The following is a 23,471-nucleotide window of genomic DNA, read 5'->3' on the forward strand; positions in this document are numbered from 1 at the left end:
GAAAAGGCGGAATAAGAAATGGCAAAACGTCAATTATCCATGGTGATGGATCTCAATAAGTGCATTGGTTGTCACACCTGTACATCGGCTTGTAAAACCCAATGGACCAACCGTAATGGCCGCGAGTATATGTACTGGAATAATGTCGAAACCCGTCCAGGCGATGGTTATCCTCGCAAGTTTGAAGAGATGGGTGGTGGTTTTGATGACGCGGGTAACTTAAAGCTCGGCAAGGAACCTGCCGCGGAAGATTACGGTGTACCCTGGGAGTACAACTACGAAGATGCGTTAATGACCGGTACCGATCCCTGGTTACGCTCCAATGTAAAACCCACTTGGGGTGCCAACTGGGATGAAGATGAAGGTGAAGGGGAGTATCCCAACAGTTATCACTTTTACTTGCCGCGTATCTGTAATCACTGCAGTAACCCCGCCTGTCTGGCCGCCTGTTCACGTAATGCAATCTACAAACGTCAGGAAGACGGTATCGTGCTGATCGATCAGGAGCGTTGCCGTGGTTATCGCTATTGTGTAACCGCATGTCCCTATAAAAAAGTTTACTTTAATGAAAAACTGTCCAAGTCGGAAAAATGCATTTTCTGCTACCCGCGTATTGAGAAGGGTTTGCCGACAGCTTGTGCACAACAGTGTGTCGGGCGCATTCGTTTTATTGGCTATCGTGATGATCAGGATGGCCCCATCTACAAACTGGTGGAGAAATACAAAGTTGCTTTGCCGCTACACGGTGAGTGGGGTACGCAGCCCAATGTATTCTATATCCCGCCGACGGCACCATCCGGTTTTAATGCCGATGGCAGTGTTTCGGAAAAGAGCAGAATTCCCCTGACCTATCTGGAAAGCCTGTTTGGTGATCAGGTTAAACCTGCATTGGATACACTGGAGCAAGAGCGCAACAAGCGTGTTGCCGGTGAAGAATCAGAACTCATGGATGTACTGATCGGCTACAAACATAGCGATATGTTTAAGTTGGCGTGAGGTGAGATGATGGCATCCCCAATAAGTAGAGTTACTGCCCGTTCTCAACTATCCGTATTATTGGCGACGGCTTTTGCACATCCTTCTCCAGATGATTTTTCTACTATGTGCCGTGGGGAATGGCAACAGCAAGTCGAAGACCTGACCGAACTGCTGCTGGGAGAAGCGAAAAGCTTGCCTACGGTTAATTGTAGTTATGCAGAATTTGAAGCCTTCTATATCGACCTGTTTCATACCGGCCGTAAAGGTCAGCCCATGTTGTCCCTGTGTGCATCGGGTTACTCAGAGATATTACAGGGGGGAGGGCTCCCTGAGTTCCTGTTGCGTTTCAGTCGTTGGTATCGTCATTTTGGCCTTGATACCCGTGATGGTGAAATTGGTTGTCAGGCACCAGATCATATTCAGTGTCAGCTAGAGTTTTTAGGTTGGTTAGCGCACCTGGAACTGCAGGCTTTGGTTGAGTTATCCGATCCAGCGGACGTTTCCTCGCCACAAATTCTTGCTTACCAAAAAGCCCAGCGTGACTTTTTGCAGCGAGAACTGCTGCCAACAGTTGAGGCTATCGACAAAGCTATGCGCGACGTCAGATATGCCAAAACCGATGCAGGTCAATTCTATTCTGAGGTTATGGCGCTAACACAGTGTGTTCTAGAGCGTAGTTTTCAGGAACTGGATTCAAGTTTAGGTCCAGACTTGATTGCCGTATCTGAAAACACAGTTATAAATAACGTTAGTGAATCCAATTCGATGGTCAATATCTGGGAGTAAATTATGCGCCTGTTAAGCTCTTCCTTCGTTTTCCTTGGCCTGGCATTGGCTTTGTCCGGTTGCGATAATTCTCAAACTAACGCTGTTGATCCACATCATCACCAAGCCGCGTTGAAATCTTCTATCCCGCAACAACAAGCGCAGACTTATGGCGTGGAACAGGTAGTGAATATGTCAGTTGTTCCTGCATCATCGAATTTGCAGGATCCTGCGGCCCAGGCCTGGGCCAATACAAAAGAATATCAGGTGGAACTTGCTACGGCACCACCGGTACACCCCTCAATAAGTTTACGTCATGACTCTTTAGCGCCTTCCATTCCGGTTATCTTTAGTGTTGCCACTGATCATAACAATGTTTATATCAGGGTGCGCTGGCAAGATAAGTCGCTTAACCGCTATCACAGCTTTGATCAGTTCGCCGATGCGGCCGCAATACAGTTTGCACTGAATGGTGGTGTACAAACCTCATTTATGATGGGCAGCGTGAATGCACCGGTAAATATGTGGTATTGGAATGCCGCCAAACCAGAACCTCAGAATTTACTGGCTAGTGGCTTTGGTACCGTGACAGACATAGCGGGTGATTCCCTCAGCGCGAACGCTGCATACCTGCACGCCAATTCAGATGACGGCAGTGAAGCTAGTTGGATGCTGGTCTTTTCTCGCCCAATAGCAACAGAGAGCAATACTGCTTATCAAGTTGATCTTGAAAATTCTCAGCTGATTCATTTCAGCTTGGGCATTTGGCAGGGCGAGGATAAGCAGCGTGATGGTTTAAAGCGTATCTATCCAGGCTGGATCAGTGCAGGAACACAGCAAGTAGCAGCGCACTAAGTTTACCCATATTGTGAGGTGATGTATGTCTCAGCAAACTGCCCAATTTATCAACGCCATTGATACGACGCCTTCCCAACCTGAAGATTGCGGGTTGGGACATGCCTGTAATTTCTGTCCACAGGAAAATAGTTGTCAGCTTGATAAAACTATCCACAATACCACCTTGGTACAAAACCGCTTGCAGGGCATTAACTGGATTATTCTGGTTATGGCCAATAAAGGCGGTATTGGTAAAAGTACGGTAGCGGCAAATTTAGCTGTAGCCCTGGCAGAGCAGGGTTACAGTGTAGGGTTGGGGGATGCTGATGTACACGGCCCCAATGCCCCGCGAATTTTAGGCTTGCAAGACGCACGGGTAAAAGTCAGTCACAACGGTATTTCTACACCCCGCTATCAGTTTAATGATAATAAAACCGTTCAAGTCGGCTCCTTGGGTTTCTTTTTGGAACAGGTTGATACGCCAGTCGTATGGCGAGACAGCTACAAGCATGACTATATTCACCACTTGATAGGTTCTTTTTACTGGGGTGCATTGGATTTCCTGGTAATCGATATGCCACCAGGTACCGGTAATGAATTGATCACACTCACGGATATGCTGGAAGGTTCAAACCTGCGTAGTTTATTAGTTTCTTCGGCGGATGCCATTGCGTTGCAAGACAGCTTAAAAGCTGCACGCTTCAGCCTCGATAAAAAAATTCCCATCCTTGGTTTAGTGGAAAACTATGCCGGAACCGTCTGCCCCCATTGCGGAGGAGAAATCAATCTTTTCCCTCGTGCCGATGAAATCGATGAATTCGAATCCATGGGTATTCATACGTTGGCGAGGATTCCGTTTTCGCCAGATATAGCGCAAGGGGCTTCAAAGGGATGCCCTGCTGCTGGCGATACAAATACAGTGATTGGAGAGATCTTTGCCGATCTTGCCAAGGGCTGTAAAGAGGCAGCTGTCGCTGATGCTCAAGGTTTAAAAGCCGATCTGGCCGCATCATTCTCCGGAATGGAAATAGATATCGCTGAAATTTCCAACGGTAACCCAGAGCTGCAAGCCCAACTCGAAGGGCTGATTGTACAGGAAAAGCAGCATCTGGCGTCATAGCGGAGAGGTGTTCTTATGACTGCAATACAAGATCCAGCAAAACGGAAACTGTTTAGTCGTTTACTCAATAGCAAAAACACTGAACCGGCAACAACTTCACTGCAGCGTATCCCTGCTATTACAGACATAACACAGGGGGTACTGTGGGCCGGTTTGGCTTTGGACAATGGGTGTGCGTTGGTAGCAGGGGATGACGGAGTCATCTTTTATTTCGACGGGCAGCAATGGCAACAGGAAAACCTGGGTACCGATCTGCCGATACATGCATTGTGTAAAGGCAGTGATAATCGCATATTTGCCGTGGGCTGGGCAGGAATCATTTGTTGTCGTGAAGAGCAAAACGGGCAGGGCCAATGGCAATATATGCAGGGCGGGAGAGATCCCTCGAAGACCAATCAGAATGCTCAGCAAAGCTTACCACTATTCGATATAGATGCCGCACCCAACGGAGAGCTTTGGGCTGTAGGTGATCAAGGCCGTGTAGTGCATTTCCGTGATGGCGAATGGCACGAAATAGATAGCGGCACCAGCGCTAATCTGAGATCCGTTCTGGTTTGTGAAAATGGTTCTGTCCTGGTGGGTGGTGCCAATGGCGAACTACGACAGTTTCGCGATGGTCAATGGACCTCGATTGAAACTAACACTGATTGCCATATCCTCAGTATGGCGCAAATCCCTGATGGCGATATCTATGCCGTGGGTGGTTTTTACGACGGGGACAGTACGGGTTTTAAAGGCTGCATTTTTCGCTATACAGAAGAAAACTGGTCGAGTCTCGTTGATGATATTGCTCTTCCTCGTTTAAGGCGTATACGTGTCGATGGCGACAGGTTGACTGTTGTTGGTGACCAGGGCTGTGCTTTTTATTGGTCTGACAAAGGTGCTAAGAATATACACTCAGCCTTGCGCCATGATCTTCACGACATCATCTGCTTTCCCGATCAGCCCAATATTATCTGTGGTGATGGTGGCAGTCTGCTGCTAGAGCAGACCCTAACAGAACAAGACCTTGAGTCCATTCAAACCGTAAAGGCTAAAAGTCAGTGGCAGACCATCTTCAGTGGCGTGATCAAGCAAACGCTTAGAGGCTGTTTTAGCTTTAGTGATGGTAATGCCATTGCGGTAGGGGATGGCGGTTTCTGTATTCACATTTCAGATAAAGAAACAGAAGTAAAACAAGTTCCTATTCAAGTTAACTTGCATGATGTATGGGGTACCTCCCCCCGCAATCTCTTCGCCGTAGGTGATGATGGTTGTATCTTTCACTTCGATGGTGAGCAATGGTGCTGTGTACATCAAGGCAATGCACCCACCTTATTATCTATTACCGGTTTTGGACCTCACGATATTTACGCGGTGGGTGATGAAGGGGTTATCCTGCGCTATGACGGTTTGATGTGGCGACGACTAGAATCCGGAACCAAAAGCGAGCTATACCATATTTGGGGGCATGATCCTGACCACATCTTAATCGCCGCAGCTGGAGGTCATGTGCTCCGGTGGAACGGTGATAACTGGAAAGCCTTTTATGTTGGCGTTGAGCAAGATCTCTACGGAGTATGGGGTAAGTCTCTTAGTGAATTATCCGTTGTAGGTATTAGCGGTACGCTGCTTAACCTTAGGGATCAGGTATGGCACAAAGCCTTTTCGGGTGTTCGCACAGATCTACATGCTGTAGCTGGGTACTGTGGATTCCACGCTAATGATACTCATGTTTTTGCTGTTGGTTCATCGGGAACTATTTTGCGCCAACAAGAATTGGATTGGCTGTTAGAAGAGACTGATCTGGATGTTACGTTGCAGTCGGTTTCTGTGGGGGAGCACTATGCATATTCTGTGGGCTCTCAAGGTGTGATTTTGCGTCGTAAGCTTTAGTTCTAAATTCGGAGGCAGGCGGGTAAAGCTTCTCTTCGCGCCCATAAGCGGCCGGGCTGATTGCTACGAGAAGCTTTACCCACCTGCCTCCTACCTATGTGCAAATTCCTTATTCTATTTAATATCTCGTCGGTAGGATTTCCCAAGGGTGGGGGCTGCCTATGACCAATCAGGCTGCGTTTAAGACTTGTACTGGGGCGAGGAGCGTTTACGAGGACTGTCTGAGCGTTTTACAGCGAGTTCCGCAAGTGCGATCGCCCCAGTACAAGTCTTGCAGCCGGGAATAGGTAGCCCCCACTCTTGGGAAAGCCGGGGAGTGGCACTTCTCAAAAAAAACGATTACAAAAAAAGGGGAATGCGATAACTCACATTCCCCATCTTAAGACTGTGCGTTAATTATGAGAGAGAGCAAAACGCACAAAAGAGACCCAACTGCCTGTAAATTCCGATAGCAACAGAATTACCAACAGAAAGCCCTTGTAGTGTAAATAAAAAGCTTAGCAATCTAACCTGACTAAAGTTAGGTTATTTGGTTGGGGAGTCTGGTTATATTAGATCTTATAGATAAGAGTTAGGATTTAGATATGATCAGTTCGATGCAGAATTTACCGCTGCTTACCTCTGCGTTTATTCGTCATGCCAATCGTTGGCACCCCGAGGTAGAAATTGTGTCCCAGAATACCGAGGGCGGGCAGTTTCGTTATACCTACGGTCGAGCCTATCAACGTATTTGTAAGTTGGCTAATGCCTTATTGGGGCTGGGTATTCAATCTGGCGACCGTATCGCAACGCTGGCCTGGAATAACCATCGCCACTTTGAGGCCTATTATGGGATTTCCGGTATTGGTGCCGTTACTCATACGATTAATCCTCGCTATACCCCGGAACAGATTACTTACATTATTAATCACGCCCAAGATGAATATGTGCTGTTGGACAGTACGTTTCTGCCGTTGTTGGAGCGTGTTGCCGATAAATGTCCGTCAGTAAAGGGATATATTCTGTTGGCGAATCGAGATCAGGTGCCTGCGGTAAGTAATTTAACCAACTTGGTGAGTTACGAGGACTTTATCAGTGATGCCTGTGATGAGTTTAGTTGGCCTGATCTAGATGAAAACATCACTGCTTCATTGTGTTATACCTCTGGTACTACGGGTAATCCAAAGGGCGTGGCTTACAGTCATCGCTCTACGGCTTTGCATGCCTTATGCGCATCCCTGCCTGATTGTTTAGGCTTAAGTAAGCAGGATAGTGTTCTGCCCATCGTTCCCCTGTTTCATATTAATGCCTGGGAGTTACCCTATTGTTGTGCCATGACGGGGGCTAAGCTGGTGCTTCCTGGTCCTAATCTGGATGGGCAAAGTCTCTATCAACTGTTAAGTGATGAGCAGGTCACCTTATCTGCCGGTGTACCAACCTTGTGGCTGGGTTTGCTGAATTATATGAATGAACATAATTTGGATTTGCCGAAACTGGAGCGCGTTGGAGTAGGGGGATCGGCCTGTCCTACTGATACCATCAAGCAGTTACATGAAAAGTACAGCATTCGTGCCATGCACGGTTGGGGCATGACAGAAACCAGTTCTGTAGTGACGCTGAATACCGACTATGCACCGGCCGATGATGATTTATTGGATGAGTACTACGCGGCCAAGGCAAAAGTGGGTACGCCCATCTGGGGCAGTGATATCAAGATTGTTGATGAGTCGGGAGCTGAATTACCTCGTGATGGTAAAGCGTCCGGTGAGTTAATGGTAAAGGGCCACTGGGTTGTTAACCAATACTATGGGCAGGATAAGCCTTGTACCGATGACGGGTGGTTTGCGACGGGGGATGTGGCCACTATTGATTCGCAGGGGCGTATGCAGTTAACCGATCGCCTGAAAGATATCATTAAATCCGGTGGTGAATGGATCAGTTCAGTTGAGCTTGAAGATATTGCTACGTCTCACCCTGATGTCGCCCAAGCAGCGGTGATTGGCGTGCCACATCCCAAGTGGGATGAAAGGCCTTTGCTGGTGGTAACCTGTAAAGACAATGTCTCGGTAGACTCTCCATCAATGCAGGACTTCTTTACGGGCAAAATCGCCAAATGGGCGATTCCCGAGGCTACTGTTGTAGTGGATCAGTTGCCCATTGGTGCGACCGGTAAAATCCATAAGCTGACTTTGCGAGAAGAGTATAAAAACTTTTACAGTTAAAATCATAAACAGGCCGGGCATTATCCCGGCTTTTTTATTGATAGTCTTTTTTTACTTGTAATCCCTTTCTACCTTTAAACCCAGGGCTTTGGTTTCCTCGCTGATTCCCTCAATACCTTTGTAGGGCCGATCACGATTTTCCTTACGGTGTGGATAGCGTTGAATCTGTCGTTCATGCCGGGCTTTCATATGATCAAACGGTGCCCAGGCCCACAGGTAAGGTGGCATGGTCATATGTTCTTCACGGGGATCTTTGTATAAGTCGGTAAAACCGTTGCCTACCAACCCGGGTCTGTCGCCAATCCATACGCGTTTAAATTGTTGTTTGATGGATGCAGCGAGTTGATTACCGGTATAGATATGCAAGTAATCACGACGGGAGTGGCCATCGCCTTGTAGTAACAAAGCGGTTTGATCTATACCATCGATAACTCGATCACGGGGAATATAGTTACTCGCCTGTCCCAAGTGGGCAAAGGTAGTAAATAAATCGTGAATACTCACCATGTCACCCACAATCTGATTGGCTTTTATGGTACCGGGCCACCAGGCAAACGCGGGGACACGAACTCCACCTTCGAGGTAGTCACCTTTACCACCGCGGAAGATGGACTCACGAGGACCTATAGGGGCCAGTTCATGCATAGGGCCATTATCGGCCATGGCAACCACTAGGGTATTTTCCGCAATGCCCAGTTCGGTTAGCAGATCAAGTAAATCTCCGATGTCACGATCCAGGCGTTTTAAGCCTTCACTAAAGGGGGTATTGCCGTTAGTGGTTAACTCATTGGGCGCCAACATAAAGTCATACAGGTGCGGCCAGTAGGCCATATAAAACGGTTTATTGCTGTCGGCGTTGATTTTGATGTAATCCAACAATTGTTGTTTATTGGTTTTTAACAACGCTTTGTAATCTTTGGCGCTGGTGCCGGTAAACAGTTTGGGCTTTTCGCCTTTGCGGCCTTCCAGTTGGTTGATGTAAGCCTGAGGACGAAACAGTTTATCCAACGTGTAGTGCTTGTCCCACTGTGAAGGGAAGAACCCCTGAATGCCGCCGCCGGGAATCATCTGCGGTTGCCAGGTCATAAACGGGAACTGGTTGTACATGGAAAAGTTAGCGTAGTCGAAACCCTGGTGATTCATATAGCTGGATTCGATATCTCCCTGGTGCGCCTTGCCGATAAACGCGGTGTTGTAACCGGCTTTGGATAACACTTCGGCAATGGTGACTTCATCGGCGTGCAAACCCATACCGTCGGGTGGAAAGCCGACTTTGGTCATGGCGGCACGCACTGCCAGGCGACCGGTTAATGCGGCGGTGCGCGTGGGGGTACAGGATGGCTCGGTATACATGCGGGTAAAACTGATACCTTCATCGGCCATGCGATTTATGCGCGGCGTATCTATACCCAGGACTTTATTCATTTCGGGGATGCCCACTTCCCCCAGGCTGTTGTCGTCCCACATGACGTGAATAATGTTGGGTCGTTTGCCGTTTTTCTTTTCCAGTGCTGCAAGCAACTTATCGAGTTGTTGATCCTGTTGCTGCCATTGGGCTTGGTGCTGCTGGTGCAGCTGTTCAAATTCCGCTTCGTAGATGATGGGTTTGGCAGAGATTGCCGGTAATGATGCCAGACAGGCGCTAATCATTGTCAGTGCGCCCAGTGATCGTAAAGAAACCATAAAACACTCCTGTTAGGTGAATCTTGCTTACAGCCTAATGGGAGGGGGCGCTTTACGGGATCATAAAAACGAACTAAAAGTAATTTAAGCGAATTTATCTTTGTGGCAGTATTTATCGGTTATTCCTGAGTGGTGGCAGCTATGTTGCAGCAGTGTCTGGATATTTTAAGCAGTTATCAGGCTATTCATGCGACCGATGCCGGGATGTTTGAAAAGACCGTCAATCGGTTGATGGAAAAGCGTCATGTCGAAAGTGATGAGGGCGAAGTCATGATCGATTCTGCCTGGATTCGATTGCCCTATAGCGGTATTGGTATTGTCTGTCACCAGTCCAACAATCATGTGGTGTTTGAAGAAAAGGCGCGCAGTGCACAGCTTCTGGTCCCGCTACAGGGTTATGTGGATGATCTGATAACCAACCTCACAATTAAGCCCGGTATGGCAAAGGTCATTGCGCCAGGTGATACGGTTGAACTTTACTGGCGCGAGTGTTGTATCGCTATTGTGGTCCGAGTTGATGAAACCACGCTTGGCGATTTTATTACCCGGTTATATCCCGAGCGCCACCGCATCATTTGGGACTTGCCGCGGCAGCTGGATTTAACCCATACCAACAGTGCCAGTTTGCAGAGCACATTAAGCCTGCTCGTCACGGAGCTCTCCAATCAGCAGTCGTTACTGCAGGCGGGTATCACCAGCAATTTGATTGACGAGTTACTGTTAACTAGCTGGTTACATATCAGTATGGACAGTGACCGACAAGCTACCCTAAGTCATCGTCCCTATGTGCAAAACGCCGCGCTACGGCGGGCGGTAAATTATATCTATGATCACCTGCAGGAAGAGATCCATCTGGATGCTATAGCTCAAGCCGCCGGCTTGGGCGAACGCAGTGTACAAAAGCAGTTTGATCGCCACTTTGGTGTCAGCCCCATGCGCTTTGTGCGGCGGGAAAAACTTAAACAGGTCAGAGCAAGTTTATTGCAGGCAGATCCGCAACAGGCTCAGGTCGGCGATATCGCTGCCGCCTGGGGCTTCTATCATACCGGGCATTTCTCCCGTCTTTACAAACAGGAGTTTGGGGAATCGCCCTCGGCAACACTGGCCAGTCGCTATACTCAATAGATTGATGCTTTGCACAAGAATGCTAGCTGTATGCGTTTTTGGGTTAGTGCGTGCACAGGGCTGATAACGACTGGGCTCTGGCTGAGTTAGTCTAGAAGGGATAATTACTGGAGGAGTACCCACGTGAAATTTCAACCACTCTGGGCATTTGCTGCCTGCTTATTGAGTTTGTCGGCCTGCGCCAGGGATGCCAGCCAGCAAGCAATTGTGCACGATGCTGAGCACTATGTGTTGTTGTCGCAAAATGGCGAGCAATGGCAAAAAGAAGATAAAACCATTGATGCAAAACTGGCGGAGTTACGCAAGAAATACGGTAAGGCACCCAATATTGTGCACGTCTTGTGGGACGATACCTCTTACGGCGATGTGGGTATTCCGGCAATCAATATTATCCGAGGTTTCTCCACACCGAATATTAATAGAATGGCCGCCGAAGGGGCCATGTATTCTCGCATGTATTCAGAGCCATCCTGCACGCCGACCCGTGCCGCAGCGATGACTGGCCGTCATCCTGTGCGTAATGGCATGTACGGTGTGGGTTTTCCGATTGAATATAAAGGTTTAAGCGGGCAGGAAAAAACTATTGCCGAAGTCTTGTCTGAAGCCGGTTATGCCACCGCGTTTTACGGTAAGTGGCATTTGGGGGATATCGAAGAAAGTTATCCGCATAACCAGGGCTTTGATGAAGCATTGTTTACGCCATACAACCAAGTGTTAAGTCTGTGGAATAAAATGGGCGAAGGGGTTAATGCGGTACAGGGTTTAATTAAACCCATGCTGGTCAAAGATCCTTACGCTAAAGATAAAGGCTTTACCGCAAGTGGCTGGGTCATGACCCTGGAAGGCAAAAAAGGCCAACAGGCCCAAGAGTGGGGTGATACCAGTCACAATACCTATGTAAAAATCGATCCCGAAAGTCAGAAGCGCACATTGGATTTTATCCGTCGTAATGCTGATGGTGATAAACCTTTTTATGTGGCTTACTGGCCCAACATGACCAGCTTTATTCCCAATCCTAAAAAGCGCACCTTATCACGCAGTCTGTTCGGTGAGAGCATGCAATACAATGTGGATGCCTTTATTGGTCGCTTAATGGAGGAATTAAAAACGCTAAAGATTGCTGAAAACACCCTGGTGATTGCCATGGCGGATAACGGCCCCATGTCCCATAACCCGCCTCCTGGTTTGGGCATGACTGAAACGATTTTCCGTGGCGGTAAAGGTGACTTTACCGAAGGTGGTGTGCGTGTACCGGCGTTTGCCTGGTGGCCCGGTGTAGTTGAACCGCAACTGGTGGGTGATATTTTCCATGTGACTGACTTGTATACCACCTTTGCACGACTTGGACAGGCTACCACGCATATTCCCCGTGACAGGGTGATTGACGGTGTTGATCAAACCTCGCTGATTCTGAATGGTGATACCCATAGTCGTCGTGATTATGTGCATATTTACACTGGCCCCGTGTTAGGCGCGACGGTTAAAGGTCACTGGAAGTTTCACTGGGTAAACGATGATCCCACCAGCAAGAGTGGAATTGGTGCGGCTATGTATAACCTGCTTAATGATACCCGTGAACATAACCCGGTATTGGTTAATGGTGTGCCTCATTTGGAAGGTTTCAAGCGTATGCGTAAGCGTCATTTGATGACGCGTAAGCAGTATCCCGATGCGCCAGCAGGGGAAGGGGATGCCTATACCGGTATTGAAAATGCAAGGCCTGAAACCCTGGCCGCTTCCAAACGGGATAATTATATTCCAACTCCGTCTCGGGTCGCTGGTTCAGAATAAAAACGATCAGCCAATAAAAAAGGCCGCACGTTGCGGCCTTTTTTATGACTGTAATTTACCCTTAAGCCTGTGGATCAATCACAGGTACTTCTCCGAAGTTGTTGTTATAGGGCGATAAAACCTCAATATTTATTTTCACTTTCTTAAACAACCATTCACCGTTTACCTTCACATATTCATCACTGTAAGACGCACAGTGCCAGCAGCCGGTTTTAGTCTCACCCATGGCAAATGTCATGGGCTCCCATAATAACCAATTGCCTGTCGCCATATCATTATCAACCTCAATTATCGGGTTGGTGACATAGTGCAACGCCCAGGGGACCATGGCTGAAGATTGGCTAAAAAATGCTTTAATTGCAGAGCGTCCTTCGTTATAACCCAATATACCGCCATCCCAAATCGCATCTTCGGCAAACAGTGGCGCTAGGGCTTCTGGGTTGTAGTTATCATCACAGGCCAGACAGTAGCGGGCCTTTAAATGACGGATGGCTTCAATATCTTCCAGGCGTTGAATACGGGCCAGGAGTTCATCATTCATGGTTCATACCTCAATTATTGTTGATTGGACTCGAAAGGGGTTAAGTCGGGGTGTTGTTTGTGCCACTCGGTCACGCGTTCATAGTTGTGTCCTGTGCGTATCAATTGTTCTTCACCCAAATGATCCGCCACAAACTGCACGCTGAGCGGCAGACCGCTGCTGTGTTTGCCGGCAGGCATATTCAGCGTGGGGTTGCCGGTAAAGTTGTAGGGCGCAATAAAACTCATTAGCGGTGCAATCGCTTCAGGCGGCAGTACCGCTTCATTGGGAACCTCGTCCAACGAGAAGGGCGGGGTAGGCATGGCGGGACAAGCAATCACATCGCACACGGCAAATGCCTTGCGTAAAATGCTCTTGGCATAATCTCTAGCGGCTAAGCTGCGGGTATAGTCTGCAGCGCTGAGCTGATTGCCGTAATCCAGCAATTGTTTAAAGTGAGGGCCATAGTCCTCGGCTTGCGAAGGGTAATAATCCTGGTGGGCGCTCAAGGCTTCAGCAGCCGTGACCGGGTACCAGTGATTATTGAGTTCAGTAATCGCCGTGATATCGACAGTTACTCGTGTAGCACCCTGTGATTCAAGCACAGTGACAGCATCGAATACCGCCTGAGCAACTTCGGGGTCTACATTATCGGTGATATAGGTTTCATCAATGCCAATACGCAAGCCCTGAGCCGATAGTTGAGTAGCTTGCTGAATGCTTCGTTGCGGTTGCTGGATGCTGGCACCATCTCGACTGTCATAACCAGCAATGGCATCCAGCATAATGGTGGCATCTTCTACTGAGCGAGCGAGAGGGCCTATATGATCGAGACTATGAGCAAGGGCAAAGCTGCCGTAGCGACTAACCAAACCGTAAGTGGGTTTTAGCCCTACCACGTTATTGCAAGCAGCCGGAAAGCGAATAGAGCCTCCGGTGTCGGTACCCAGGGAGGCAAAACACAGGCTCGCAGATGTCGCGACCCCTGAGCCGCTAGAGCTTACACCTGTCCAGGCTTTTGGATTCCATGGATTTACTGGGGCCTTAAGGCTGGGGTGATAACCGCCCTGAGCGAACTCAGTCATATTGAGTTTGCCGAGAATAATAGCGCCGGCTTGCTCCAACTTATCAACAACAGCGGCATTGTGATCACTGTGCCAGTTTTGCAGGATCTTCGACGCGCAGGTTGTGGGAGCGAAGTCCGTGAAAAACAGATCCTTTATCGCAATAGGGATACCGTGTAAGGGGCCTTTGTAATCTCCGGCTTTTATCTCGCGTTCGGTTTGCTGTGCACGATCCAGCGCATGTTCGGCACTGATGGCCAGGTAGGCGTGTAATTGCGGGTTGAGACGTTGAATACGGCTCAACATGGCATGGGTTAACTCAACAGGGGATAACTGTTGCTGTTCAATCAGCGGGGCTATGTCACTAATTGTTGATTGACACAGGGTATCCAGGCTTTCAGCGCCCATAAAGATCTCCTCATTATCTTTTGCTGTGTATAGCAATATGCAGGAGGAGGGTGCGGAAGGCGCCTAACCAAAGCAGGGTTGTATCTAGTTTTTTTGCGTTTCGGAAGGGGATTCACCAAACAGCTTTTTATATTCCCGCGAGAAATGGCTGGCATGGAAAAAGCCCCATTCCGCGGCAATATCGCCAACACTTTTATCGAGGTTGTTGTCCTGTTGCAGGGCTTGGCGTACCTGGCGTAAGCGGGCTTGTTTGATATAGGTTTTAGGGCCAACATTAAACTGTTTACTGAAATCGGCCTGAAGTTTACGAATACTGGAACCGCTGACATTGGCCAGTTCTTCCAGGGTTAAGGGTTGTTTCAGATTCGCCATAATATAATCAACAGCGGTATTGAGCTTTTTATCATGCCCTTTGGCCAGGCCGGCAATCTGCGCCTGGTTCATATTCACAAACCCCATCATCAGCAGTTCCGTTAAGTGGCGACTGGTTATGCCGCGACTTAACAAACTGTTCTCGTCTTCCAGTTCCGTGGTCAGGGTGTGAATCATATTGGCTAGACTTAAACCCTCTGCCTGACGCATATCCAGGTGCTCGGGAAGGATGATCTCGGGTGTTTCCGAGATGCCGTAATAGGTCTGACAGAAGCTTTCCAATACCTGTGGACGGATTCGAACAAAGACGACGGTACAGTCTGCGGGCCAGGAGAGATCGACCATTTCGCCGGGGGAGAGAATAATAGCCGAGCGATTGTGCACGGCGACTTTGCCTGAATGATTACTGATAATGTCCCCATTCATGGGGGCAAGCAGGAAATAGTTCTCGGCGGGCTGTTGAAAAATCTCCTGAATATCCTCACCAAAATGTGCAGAGGCGATATCGAGAAAGGGCAGGCGTACCAAAGACGCTTTGATATTAAGCGGCCCTTCGGACTTACTTTGAAAGTAATGGCGGGGCTCAAATACCTTGGCAATAGCATCTTCTACCTCATCAATATGATGGGCATCAATATACTGGTAACTCTGCAAAGGCATCTTGGTTTCCATGTTATTAAAGGTAACAAGCTTGTTGATATTTATCCAGCTAACCTAAGTTGTGACCATATACGCTAACTTTAGTCCGGGTAACTTGTTGTTTTTTAAGGGGATTGCAGTTTTGTGCTAGGCGCTGTGCACAAAACCGCTAACACCTGCATAGAATTGATAACTCCACTGCACATATCCGCTATATCGTATTAGCCATGCAACGTAAGCAGTCATCAGAACTGTTGACCTAAGCACAGCGAGTCGTGAGAGAAGATAGCGGAGAGAGCCTTATGAGTTATTCAACGTTTATGCAGTCAGCATCGATACAGCCGGATTCTGTGTCTTATAGCTCTTATATAATTAAACGTGATATTACAGAGCGTTTAGTTGCGGGCTTAGCATCTAATACTCGCCTAACCTTATTGGTTGCTCCAGCCGGATCGGGAAAAACCTTGCTGGCCAGAGAAATCCTGGCGCAGTTTAGCGATAAGTCGTGTTATATCGACGCGGCAACCTTTAACTGTGACACGCTGGAAGCGAAAGACATTGCTCATCCATCACTTGCAGACAGCACTGAAAGTCTTATCGTTATTGATAATGCGGATACGCTGCGTGGCCAACCGGTATGGCAGCAGTTAAAACAGATCGTCAAAAGCAGTCTCTCCAGCCATCGCTTTGTACTGGTCTCTCGCTATGATCTGGCAGAAGATTTTGCTCGCCAAAAAGCAGAAGGTGTGGTGACTGAAGTTGGATTTAAAGAGCTGGCATTTTCCTCGCAGGAACTGTCTGAATTGGTCAGTGTGATGCAGGCTCTGAAAAATTATGGCGCTAACGAGTCTGCCGGGTTTCTGGACGCTCTGTTATTAAAAAGTCATGGCTGGCCAGCAGGTGTTGTGATCGGTTTGCAAGCGGTTATGAACGGCCATAGCCCCAAAGAGTTTGTCGACAGCTTTTGCGGTAAGGATCGCGATGTGGTGTCCTATTTCCGGGAAAACGTGATGGGCGATATCGGTGAAGATTGTGCCGAACTGTTACTGGAATGCTCTTTGGGTAAACAGATTGATGACCGCTATATCCAGCATGTGATGGGTCGCTGCGATACTACCCGCATTAAAGAATTAATTGCTACGGAAAATGCCTTTGTTATCGAATGCGATCGCAACCGCGATAGTTTGTCGTTACATCCTTTATTCCGTGAATTCCTGGAATACGAATTTTCGTTTCGTGATCAGGCCCGCTGTCAGGAGCTAAAGAAAAAGCATCAGGAAATCAGTAACCAGTTCACGGGTAATAGCTCGGAAGTGGTATACGCAGACTTCGGCGGCATGGTTGAGAAACTGACAAATCGGGAAACCCAGTTAGTGGCTTTGATTTCTTCTGGCTTTACCAATCGTGAAATTGGCGAAAAACTGTTTATCTCAGAAAAAACGGTCAAATGGCACCTGCATAAAATCTACGCCAAGATGGGTGTTAAGAACCGCACGACTGCAGTGGCCAAAGCGCGCAGCTGTCAAATGATAAGTTGAACTCTAATCTGTCATACCTGCGCAGGCAGGTATCCAGTGTCTGAGCACACTGTTAAGTCACTGGATTCCTGCCTTCGCAGGAATGACATTTAGTAAATGTGTCAGATAATTTAAGGTGTAAATCGGTAGCAAAATTATGAGTGAAAAACCCAAAGAAATCGTCCAATCCTTCTATCACGAATTCGAAGCCGGTAATATCGAGGCTTCACTGGCTCTACTGGCGGAGAATGTTGAATGGGTAAATCCTCTGCCTGAAGAAATTCCTTTTTCGGGCAGTTATAAAGGTGTTGCTGGTGTAGTGGCTTACTTACAACTATTGGCGGATACTTTGGATATGGGCCCGATGAAATTGCATCGTGTCGTTGCCGAAGATGATGTGGTCATGGTTACCGGTCATGAATCCAGCAAGGTTAAAGCTAGTGGCCTGTCTTATAGCATGGATTGGGTGCATGAGTTTACGGTGGAGAATGGCAAGATTATAGCGGTACGTGAATATAACGATACGGCAGAAATGCTCAAAGCCTTTTAAGATAGTAGTATGATCAAGTTCATTCATCATGTAAGCCTTGGGGTTGCATTATTCCTAAGTGCAATGGCGGCCTTCGTGCTTACCGAAGCTGGGCAGCTGGTTAATTTACCTCGCACTTTTGCGATTGGTTTTTTTAACGCCCGTGAAGCTATCGCGATAGTATCTATTGTTTGCCTGTTGATCACAGTAGTGATTGATTGGCGTTATCGCATATTATCCAGGCTCTATACCAGCCTATCGTCACTGGCTGTGGTGGGATTGTTATTGGCCGCTTTTTTCATCATGCCGTACTTCTTTTTTCTGCCGCAGCAGAACGGTGCTGAATATGTGCATGTAAAAGCCTCAACGGGTTATCTTGAAGACAGCGAAGATGTGTTGGTACTGGAGCATGATGGTAGTGCCACCGCATTCCCAACCAGTCGTATCTGGCAGCCGCATATTGCCGGGCTTGAAGCTAATGGCCAGCTAGTCAATATGACCTACTGTGTGTTAACCAATTCCGGCGTGGCCTACAGCCCCTTGGTCAATAACCAGACCATGGATATGAAAGTGTTGATGCAGACACACAATAACCTGGTATTTTTTGATGAAAACAGCGGTGAAACCGTACAGCAAATTACCGGCGTGTTGGATTCTTCCGGCGAGAAGCTCAAACAACTGCCAACCCAGATGATGCGCTGGGGTGATTTCAAGCGTGCCTATCCGGGCGGCAAGGTGTTTTATAACGAGTTTGACAGCGTACGCGAGCAAGCGGTGCAATTGATGTTTGGACTGCCTCTACAGGGTTACGATAACCTGGAGCGTAACAACCCCATATTTCCAACCCTGTCACTGGCAGATACTCGTATTCCCAATAAGACCAAAATATGGGCTGTGGAGATTAATGGTGAATCTATAGCGGTAACCCGAGAACATATTACCAGGCAGACTCGTATCGTGACCGAGCTCGGCGGGCAAAAGGTGGTGTTGGCTTATTATCCGCAATTTGATTCTGTAGGTGGTTTTTACCTGCCGGATAATGTTTCCGAGGGTGCGTTAGAGCATCTGGACTTTTACGGCTATGTGGCTGGCCAGCGCTTGCAGCGTTTAAACGTATTTAGTGAAGTTTACTGGATGGTGTGGAGCCATTTTCATCCGGATACGCGATTACTCCATTAGCGAGCAACCTTAATAATCAGGCTGATTATATTAATAGCAAGATAGCGAATATCTTCGCCATCGTGGCTTTCTATAAGAATAATTGATTAAAAAACCACCGCCTTGGTCTGAATCGTTCCTATACTGAAAGTGAGTCAAAGGTATTTGAGGTAGCACCATGTTGTTAAAACACCGAGATCAGGGCGTCATCGTCAAGGTGTCTGATATTCATACATTGCTTGATCCCTATGCCACTACTGTGGAAGGGCGTATGCAGTGGGGGGAAGAGGAGCAGGACCGAGAGCCGATTGCTAAGAGTGATCTGTGCTTTTTATCGGGTGAGCATCTGCCGCAATGCTGGCTGAATAGCCATTATCGTGATGAAGAGGTTAGCCGCCATCGCTGTGGTACTACCGCCAGCTCCGATGGCTTTAGCCATTACTACGGTGCCTGATACTGCTTACTCTGCGATACTGTCTATCGAGGCCTCTATAACATAGGCCTCGAGCTCTATATGAAGATTCTTTTCTATACGGCGTAGTCCATCAATCAGCTTCACATCAAGCTTTTTATACCTGGCCAGTAACAACATGTCATTGGGGCCACAAATATCTCTGGCCAGGCGCATACCGGGTTTCAGGTCGCTAATGGCTAAACAGCATTGCGAGACTTCATTGGCCTGGTTTACCCACTTATCCAATAGAGGGACAGCCAGTTCAACCAAATCTGCCGGAAAGGCTTTATCGGCTTCTTCCCTGAGCATTTCAATCGCTTCCTGATGTGTATAGGCTCGATCGAACAGCATACCCTGGCGTGCTTCCAGATAATTAACGACCAGGCCCAGAATCAAGGCGGCAGGCAATATGTCATTGCCGGTCAGTTTATCGGGGTAACCCTTGCCATCTAGTCGTTCACGATGTTGATGCAGGAGCTTGCCCGTTTCTCCCATCGGCTCAATAAAGGCCAGGCTGGCCTCCGCCAATACGGGGTGCTGGCTAAATTGCAGTCTTTCTCCACTGGATTGGCTGTAAAAAGGGCGTTGGAGCAGTTCATCGGCAAAACTGATTTTACCTGCTTGGCTGAACATAGAGGCCAGATACAGATTCTTAAGATCAATTTTTGATAATCCTCTCGCTTTACCCAGCAGTCGGCAAAGAGTGGCTATATCTTGGGTATTCAAGCTGGCATCGCCAAGTCGTTTCTCTATCAGACTACTAAACGTTTGAAAGGCCATCATATAAGTGTCACGAAGTTGCTCAGTACGTTCGCTGACTTTGGCTTCCAGGTTTTCATTCCATTGCTTGAGTTGTTCGTTCTGTTCCTGCACCCGCTGTTCAAGGTAGGCGTTTCTGGCCCGAATATTGGCCAGTTCTGTACCTTTCTTAATTACCCGCTTTAGTTGCTCCTCGTCCCAGGGTTTGTCGAGGAAGTAGGAGACATGGCCTTTATTGATGGCGGCAACAGTGGCATCAATATCGGCATAACCCGTCAGCAATATACGTTCAATAAAGGGCTGATGAAGTGCTAACTGCTCCATCAATTGTATGCCATCCATGCCGGGCATGCGGACATCGGACACAACGACAGCGACTGGGTGAGTCTGGCAGAATGTCAGTGCTTTTTCTGCCTGATCAAAGGAGACTATGTTGTAATCTTCGTCCCCCAGTAATCGCTCCAGAGCATTGAGGATAGAGGTTTCATCATCAACGAAAACCAGCGTATTGCAGGGGGTGAACGTGTTATTTTTGTCACTTGATTCCACTTCGGGCATATCTAATCCAGCATCGATACCATCGCTCAATATTATAGCCTTTTAGTACTAAACATGAGGGGCTAAGCTACACTTATAGTCATATAAAGTATAAAGGTACCGATAAACAGGGAACTGGCTCACCTTTACTGTGAGCGTGTACTAACTAAAGGAGGAGGCCCGTCATGCGGGGGGTCATATTGACGAATCTATGTGACATGATTGAGGAGCGTTATGGGCTTAAGTTTCTTAATGATGTGATTGATGCATCCCAATTACCCAGTGGGGGCATCTATACGGCCGGTGGTAATTATGATGGGGCTGAGGTTGCCTCTATTGTTGCGACGCTGGAAAAGCTACTGGGTATTCCTCAGGAGTTTATCATCCGGAATTATGGTGAGTTTCTGGCCATAAAGTTATCGGAAGCGTTTCCTGCTTTTTTTGAAGTCGATGGCTTAAAGGCGTTCTTGAAAACCGTCGATCACCATATTCACGTTGAAGTTGAAAAGCTTTATCCGGAAAGTGAATTACCCAAATTCACCTTTGAGGACCCGGGTGACAATAAGCTGGTGATGCACTATTACTCTTCACGCAAACTGTGTCATCTGGCTGAAGGTTTAATCGAGGGTGCGGCTAAGTATTTTAATGAGGAATGTAGTCTCGTGCATTCTACTTGTATGCATCGTGGTGATGAATACTGCACTTTTGAGATGGCTTTTTATGAAGCAGAGTGATGTTTTTGAAGATGCCTATTATCGCGAAAAAGAAGCGAGAAAGCAGGCGGAGGTGATTCTTGAGGATAAGACTCGCGAGTTGTTTTCTTCTAATGTCGAGTTAAAAAAAGCCAATGAAGAATTATCACGTCAGCAGGCGCAGTTGGTTAAAACAGAGAAGCTGGCCGCACTGGGAACATTGGCAGCCGGAGTGGCGCATGAAATTAATAACCCTTTATCTTTCGTGTTAAGCAATATCTCGAGTTTACAGCGTTACTGTAATAAATATATTGACGTTGTCGAAGCCATTAAAAATGCCAATGAGACTTTACCGGAACCTATAGTAGAAGCATTATCTGCCCTGGAAGGGCGTAGAGATGCAGATTACATTATTAACGATACTCAGGTTATTTTTTCTGAGGTGGATAGCGGGTTGCAACGGGTCAGGGATATTATTCTAAATTTAAAGAGCTTTGCTCGGACAAATCCCAGTGATCGATCTAATGCCAATATCAATGAAGCAATTCAATCGGCCTTGAAAATTCTTAATAACGAGCTTAAGTACAAGTGTGAATTGAATGTTGATTTGCAAGAGCTTCCCCTTATCTACTGCAACCTTAATGAAGTCAGTCAGGTCTTTTTGAATGTGATTCATAATGCAGAGCAGGCGATTAAAAAACAGGGGACGATTACTATTCGCAGTTGGGTCGATAATGCTATCTATATCAGCATTTCTGACGATGGCATAGGCATGAGTAAAGAGACGCTATCGCAAATCTTCAACCCTTTCTATACCAATAAACCCATGGGAATGGGAACAGGCTTGGGTTTATCGGTTTCACACGGAATTATTGAGGATTTGGGCGGTTCTATACGTGTAGAGAGTGAGGTAGGTAAAGGCACTGAATTTACGATTGTACTTCCCACGGAGCAGCGCAAGAGAGATAGAGACGCATGAAGCGAGTTGTATTGGTTGATGATGAGCAATCCATCCTGGATGCCTTATTACGTTGTCTGGATGAAATTGATGCGGATCTTTTCAGTTTTAATTCTCCGCAAAAGGCGCTGGATTTCTGTCAGGATTACGAACCTCATCTTATCATTTCAGATCAACGAATGCCTCTGATGAACGGCTCTGAAATGCTGATTCAGATAAAGGAGAAATGGCCCGCCTGCCAATGTATCCTGCTAAGTGCGTATCATGACTTTGATGCCGTGGCCGACGCGTTTAACAATCAGGTGATAGAAAAATATATCTGTAAACCCTGGGATAATGATGAGTTAACCTTCATTGTCGAGAAGGCTATTTCGGAAACCTCAAAACCGGAAACTGACATCCTCGATAATGATAAGCAGGTACAAGAAAATGGTCAGGCCTTTCATGGAATGATCAGCTCAAGTCCACTTATGCAGAGTGTGTTTGAACGAATAGAAAAAGCCTCTACTGCTAATGTGCCCATTTTTATTACCGGAGAAACCGGCACCGGTAAGGAGCTGGTGGCCAAGGCCTGTCATGAGGAAAGTTATCGGGCCAACGAGCCCTTTATTCCGGTTAACTGTGCCAACTTCTTAGAAAACCTTATCGAATCCCAACTGTTTGGTCATAAGAAGGGCGCTTTTACGGGGGCCGACAGTGACAGCAAGGGCCTGTTTAAAGTTGCCGGAAAAGGCACTTTATTTTTGGATGAGGTCACAACCTTGCCGTTGTCTCTCCAGGCCAAATTGTTACGGGTCATTCAGGAAAGGGAGTTTTCCCCCTTAGGTAGTCATAATTTGGAGCCTTTCCATGCACAATTAATTACCGCGTCTTCAACCAGCCTGTTGTCTGCGGTGAAAGCTGGCGAATTTCGGGAAGATTTATTCTACCGTTTAAATGTACTGGTGATAAATCTGCCTCCGCTACGAGATAGAGGCCATGATATCGCTCAGCTGGCTGAGCACATGTGTCAACGGGTAGCACTGGAGCAGAGTAAAGACATAAATGGTTTTACGCCTGAAGCCATGGTTTTGCTGGAATCCTACTCGTGGCCAGGTAATATCAGGCAGCTGGAAAACTTTATTCACAGTATGGTCGCGCTCAGTTCAGAAACGCTTATTTCAGATACTCTGTGTCAGCAGGGATTGGATCAGTTCAGTGATCTAACCCCGGAATCTTCAGCATCCGTTGTAACAGTGCCTGTTGAAGTAGAAGCTACATCACCTATAGCAGAGGCTGTTCCCACCGCAGTGATAAAATCAGAAAGCGTTAGCGCTCCCAAGATTAAACCTCTGCGTGATGTTGAGCGGGAAACCATCGAACAAGCCATTGACCACTGTGACGGTAATATTCCCAAAGCGGCTGCGTTGCTGGAGGTGAGCCCGTCAACGATTTACCGCAAGATGCAAGCATGGGAATCTCAAGTCTCCGATAAATAACCGCTCTACAC

The 23,471-nt window shown here is 47.5% G+C and carries 20 protein-coding genes; 15 read left to right on the top strand and 5 right to left on the bottom strand.

The window, feature by feature from the left end; genetic code table 11:
- Positions 1-18: 18 nt before the first annotated feature.
- The 6 genes from ACGHZ6_RS07890 to ACGHZ6_RS07915 all read left to right on the top strand — a co-directional run bounded on the left by ACGHZ6_RS07890 (position 19) and on the right by ACGHZ6_RS07915 (position 7,776).
- On the top strand, positions 19-996 hold the full coding sequence (locus ACGHZ6_RS07890) for a 4Fe-4S dicluster domain-containing protein (protein ID WP_390618285.1): 978 nt from the start codon (positions 19-21) through the stop codon (positions 994-996).
- Positions 997-1,002: 6 nt separating this feature from the next.
- Positions 1,003-1,764: a molecular chaperone TorD family protein gene (locus ACGHZ6_RS07895; RefSeq protein WP_390618286.1), complete on the top strand. Its 762-nt coding sequence runs from the start codon at positions 1,003-1,005 to the stop codon at positions 1,762-1,764.
- 3 nt (positions 1,765-1,767) lie between these two features.
- Positions 1,768-2,598 carry an ethylbenzene dehydrogenase-related protein gene (locus ACGHZ6_RS07900; protein ID WP_390618287.1) on the top strand — a complete coding sequence of 277 codons (831 nt, stop codon included), beginning with the start codon at positions 1,768-1,770 and terminating at the stop codon, positions 2,596-2,598.
- A 25-nt stretch (positions 2,599-2,623) separates the two neighbouring features.
- Positions 2,624-3,700, top strand: coding sequence for a P-loop NTPase (locus tag ACGHZ6_RS07905; RefSeq protein ID WP_390618288.1), 1,077 nt, complete (start codon positions 2,624-2,626; stop codon positions 3,698-3,700).
- A 15-nt stretch (positions 3,701-3,715) separates the two neighbouring features.
- Complete coding sequence (locus tag ACGHZ6_RS07910; RefSeq protein WP_390618289.1) at positions 3,716-5,575, top strand: hypothetical protein; 1,860 nt, start codon at positions 3,716-3,718, stop codon at positions 5,573-5,575.
- Between the two features lie 584 nt (positions 5,576-6,159).
- Positions 6,160-7,776 carry a long-chain-fatty-acid--CoA ligase gene (locus ACGHZ6_RS07915; RefSeq protein ID WP_390618290.1) on the top strand — a complete coding sequence of 539 codons (1,617 nt, stop codon included), beginning with the start codon at positions 6,160-6,162 and terminating at the stop codon, positions 7,774-7,776.
- A gap of 51 nt (positions 7,777-7,827) precedes the next feature.
- Here ACGHZ6_RS07915 and ACGHZ6_RS07920 read toward each other — a convergent pair whose 3' ends face one another.
- On the bottom strand, positions 7,828-9,459 hold the full coding sequence (locus ACGHZ6_RS07920) for a sulfatase-like hydrolase/transferase (RefSeq protein ID WP_390618291.1): 1,632 nt from the start codon (positions 9,457-9,459) through the stop codon (positions 7,828-7,830).
- Between the two features lie 141 nt (positions 9,460-9,600).
- Here ACGHZ6_RS07920 and ACGHZ6_RS07925 point away from each other — a divergent pair, with 141 nt between their 5' ends.
- Both ACGHZ6_RS07925 and ACGHZ6_RS07930 read left to right on the top strand, forming a co-directional pair.
- Positions 9,601-10,584 (top strand): AraC family transcriptional regulator, encoded by a 984-nt coding sequence (locus ACGHZ6_RS07925; protein WP_390618292.1) that lies wholly within the window; start codon positions 9,601-9,603, stop codon positions 10,582-10,584.
- A 123-nt stretch (positions 10,585-10,707) separates the two neighbouring features.
- Positions 10,708-12,375: a sulfatase-like hydrolase/transferase gene (locus tag ACGHZ6_RS07930; protein ID WP_390618293.1), complete on the top strand. Its 1,668-nt coding sequence runs from the start codon at positions 10,708-10,710 to the stop codon at positions 12,373-12,375.
- Positions 12,376-12,436: 61 nt separating this feature from the next.
- On the opposite strand, the gene ACGHZ6_RS07935 is transcribed toward ACGHZ6_RS07930, so the two are convergent.
- From ACGHZ6_RS07935 to ACGHZ6_RS07945, 3 genes are all read right to left on the bottom strand, one after another.
- On the bottom strand, positions 12,437-12,916 hold the full coding sequence (locus ACGHZ6_RS07935) for a nuclear transport factor 2 family protein (protein WP_390618294.1): 480 nt from the start codon (positions 12,914-12,916) through the stop codon (positions 12,437-12,439).
- A gap of 14 nt (positions 12,917-12,930) precedes the next feature.
- Complete coding sequence (locus ACGHZ6_RS07940; RefSeq protein ID WP_390618295.1) at positions 12,931-14,367, bottom strand: amidase; 1,437 nt, start codon at positions 14,365-14,367, stop codon at positions 12,931-12,933.
- 84 nt (positions 14,368-14,451) lie between these two features.
- Positions 14,452-15,399, bottom strand: coding sequence for an AraC family transcriptional regulator (locus ACGHZ6_RS07945; RefSeq protein ID WP_390618296.1), 948 nt, complete (start codon positions 15,397-15,399; stop codon positions 14,452-14,454).
- A gap of 281 nt (positions 15,400-15,680) precedes the next feature.
- Here ACGHZ6_RS07945 and ACGHZ6_RS07950 point away from each other — a divergent pair, with 281 nt between their 5' ends.
- From ACGHZ6_RS07950 to ACGHZ6_RS07965, 4 genes are all read left to right on the top strand, one after another.
- Positions 15,681-16,916: a LuxR C-terminal-related transcriptional regulator gene (locus tag ACGHZ6_RS07950; RefSeq protein WP_390618297.1), complete on the top strand. Its 1,236-nt coding sequence runs from the start codon at positions 15,681-15,683 to the stop codon at positions 16,914-16,916.
- Between the two features lie 136 nt (positions 16,917-17,052).
- Complete coding sequence (locus tag ACGHZ6_RS07955) at positions 17,053-17,445, top strand: nuclear transport factor 2 family protein (protein WP_390618298.1); 393 nt, start codon at positions 17,053-17,055, stop codon at positions 17,443-17,445.
- Positions 17,446-17,454: 9 nt separating this feature from the next.
- Complete coding sequence (locus ACGHZ6_RS07960; RefSeq protein ID WP_390618299.1) at positions 17,455-18,603, top strand: DUF3179 domain-containing (seleno)protein; 1,149 nt, start codon at positions 17,455-17,457, stop codon at positions 18,601-18,603.
- A gap of 157 nt (positions 18,604-18,760) precedes the next feature.
- Positions 18,761-19,036 (top strand): acetyltransferase, encoded by a 276-nt coding sequence (locus ACGHZ6_RS07965; RefSeq protein WP_390618300.1) that lies wholly within the window; start codon positions 18,761-18,763, stop codon positions 19,034-19,036.
- 6 nt (positions 19,037-19,042) lie between these two features.
- Here the strand turns inward: ACGHZ6_RS07965 and ACGHZ6_RS07970 are convergent, their stop codons facing one another.
- Positions 19,043-20,383 (bottom strand): response regulator, encoded by a 1,341-nt coding sequence (locus ACGHZ6_RS07970; RefSeq protein WP_390618301.1) that lies wholly within the window; start codon positions 20,381-20,383, stop codon positions 19,043-19,045.
- Between the two features lie 134 nt (positions 20,384-20,517).
- On the opposite strand from ACGHZ6_RS07970, the gene ACGHZ6_RS07975 reads away from it, so the two are divergent.
- Genes ACGHZ6_RS07975 through ACGHZ6_RS07985 form a run of 3 tightly spaced genes read left to right on the top strand, consistent with a single transcriptional unit; the run spans position 20,518 to position 23,460 of the window.
- Positions 20,518-21,066, top strand: coding sequence for a heme NO-binding domain-containing protein (locus tag ACGHZ6_RS07975; protein WP_390618302.1), 549 nt, complete (start codon positions 20,518-20,520; stop codon positions 21,064-21,066).
- The gene (locus ACGHZ6_RS07980) at positions 21,053-22,003 is read left to right on the top strand and encodes a sensor histidine kinase (protein ID WP_390618303.1); all 951 of its coding nucleotides are present in this window, start codon (positions 21,053-21,055) and stop codon (positions 22,001-22,003) included. The genes ACGHZ6_RS07975 and ACGHZ6_RS07980 overlap by 14 nt, the downstream gene beginning before the upstream one ends.
- On the top strand, positions 22,000-23,460 hold the full coding sequence (locus ACGHZ6_RS07985; RefSeq protein ID WP_390618304.1) for a sigma-54-dependent transcriptional regulator: 1,461 nt from the start codon (positions 22,000-22,002) through the stop codon (positions 23,458-23,460). Before ACGHZ6_RS07980 ends, ACGHZ6_RS07985 begins: the two co-directional genes overlap by 4 nt.
- Positions 23,461-23,471 lie beyond the last annotated feature (11 nt).

The organism is Maricurvus nonylphenolicus (genome assembly GCF_042854845.1).
Classification (GTDB): domain Bacteria; phylum Pseudomonadota; class Gammaproteobacteria; order Pseudomonadales; family Cellvibrionaceae; genus Maricurvus; species Maricurvus nonylphenolicus.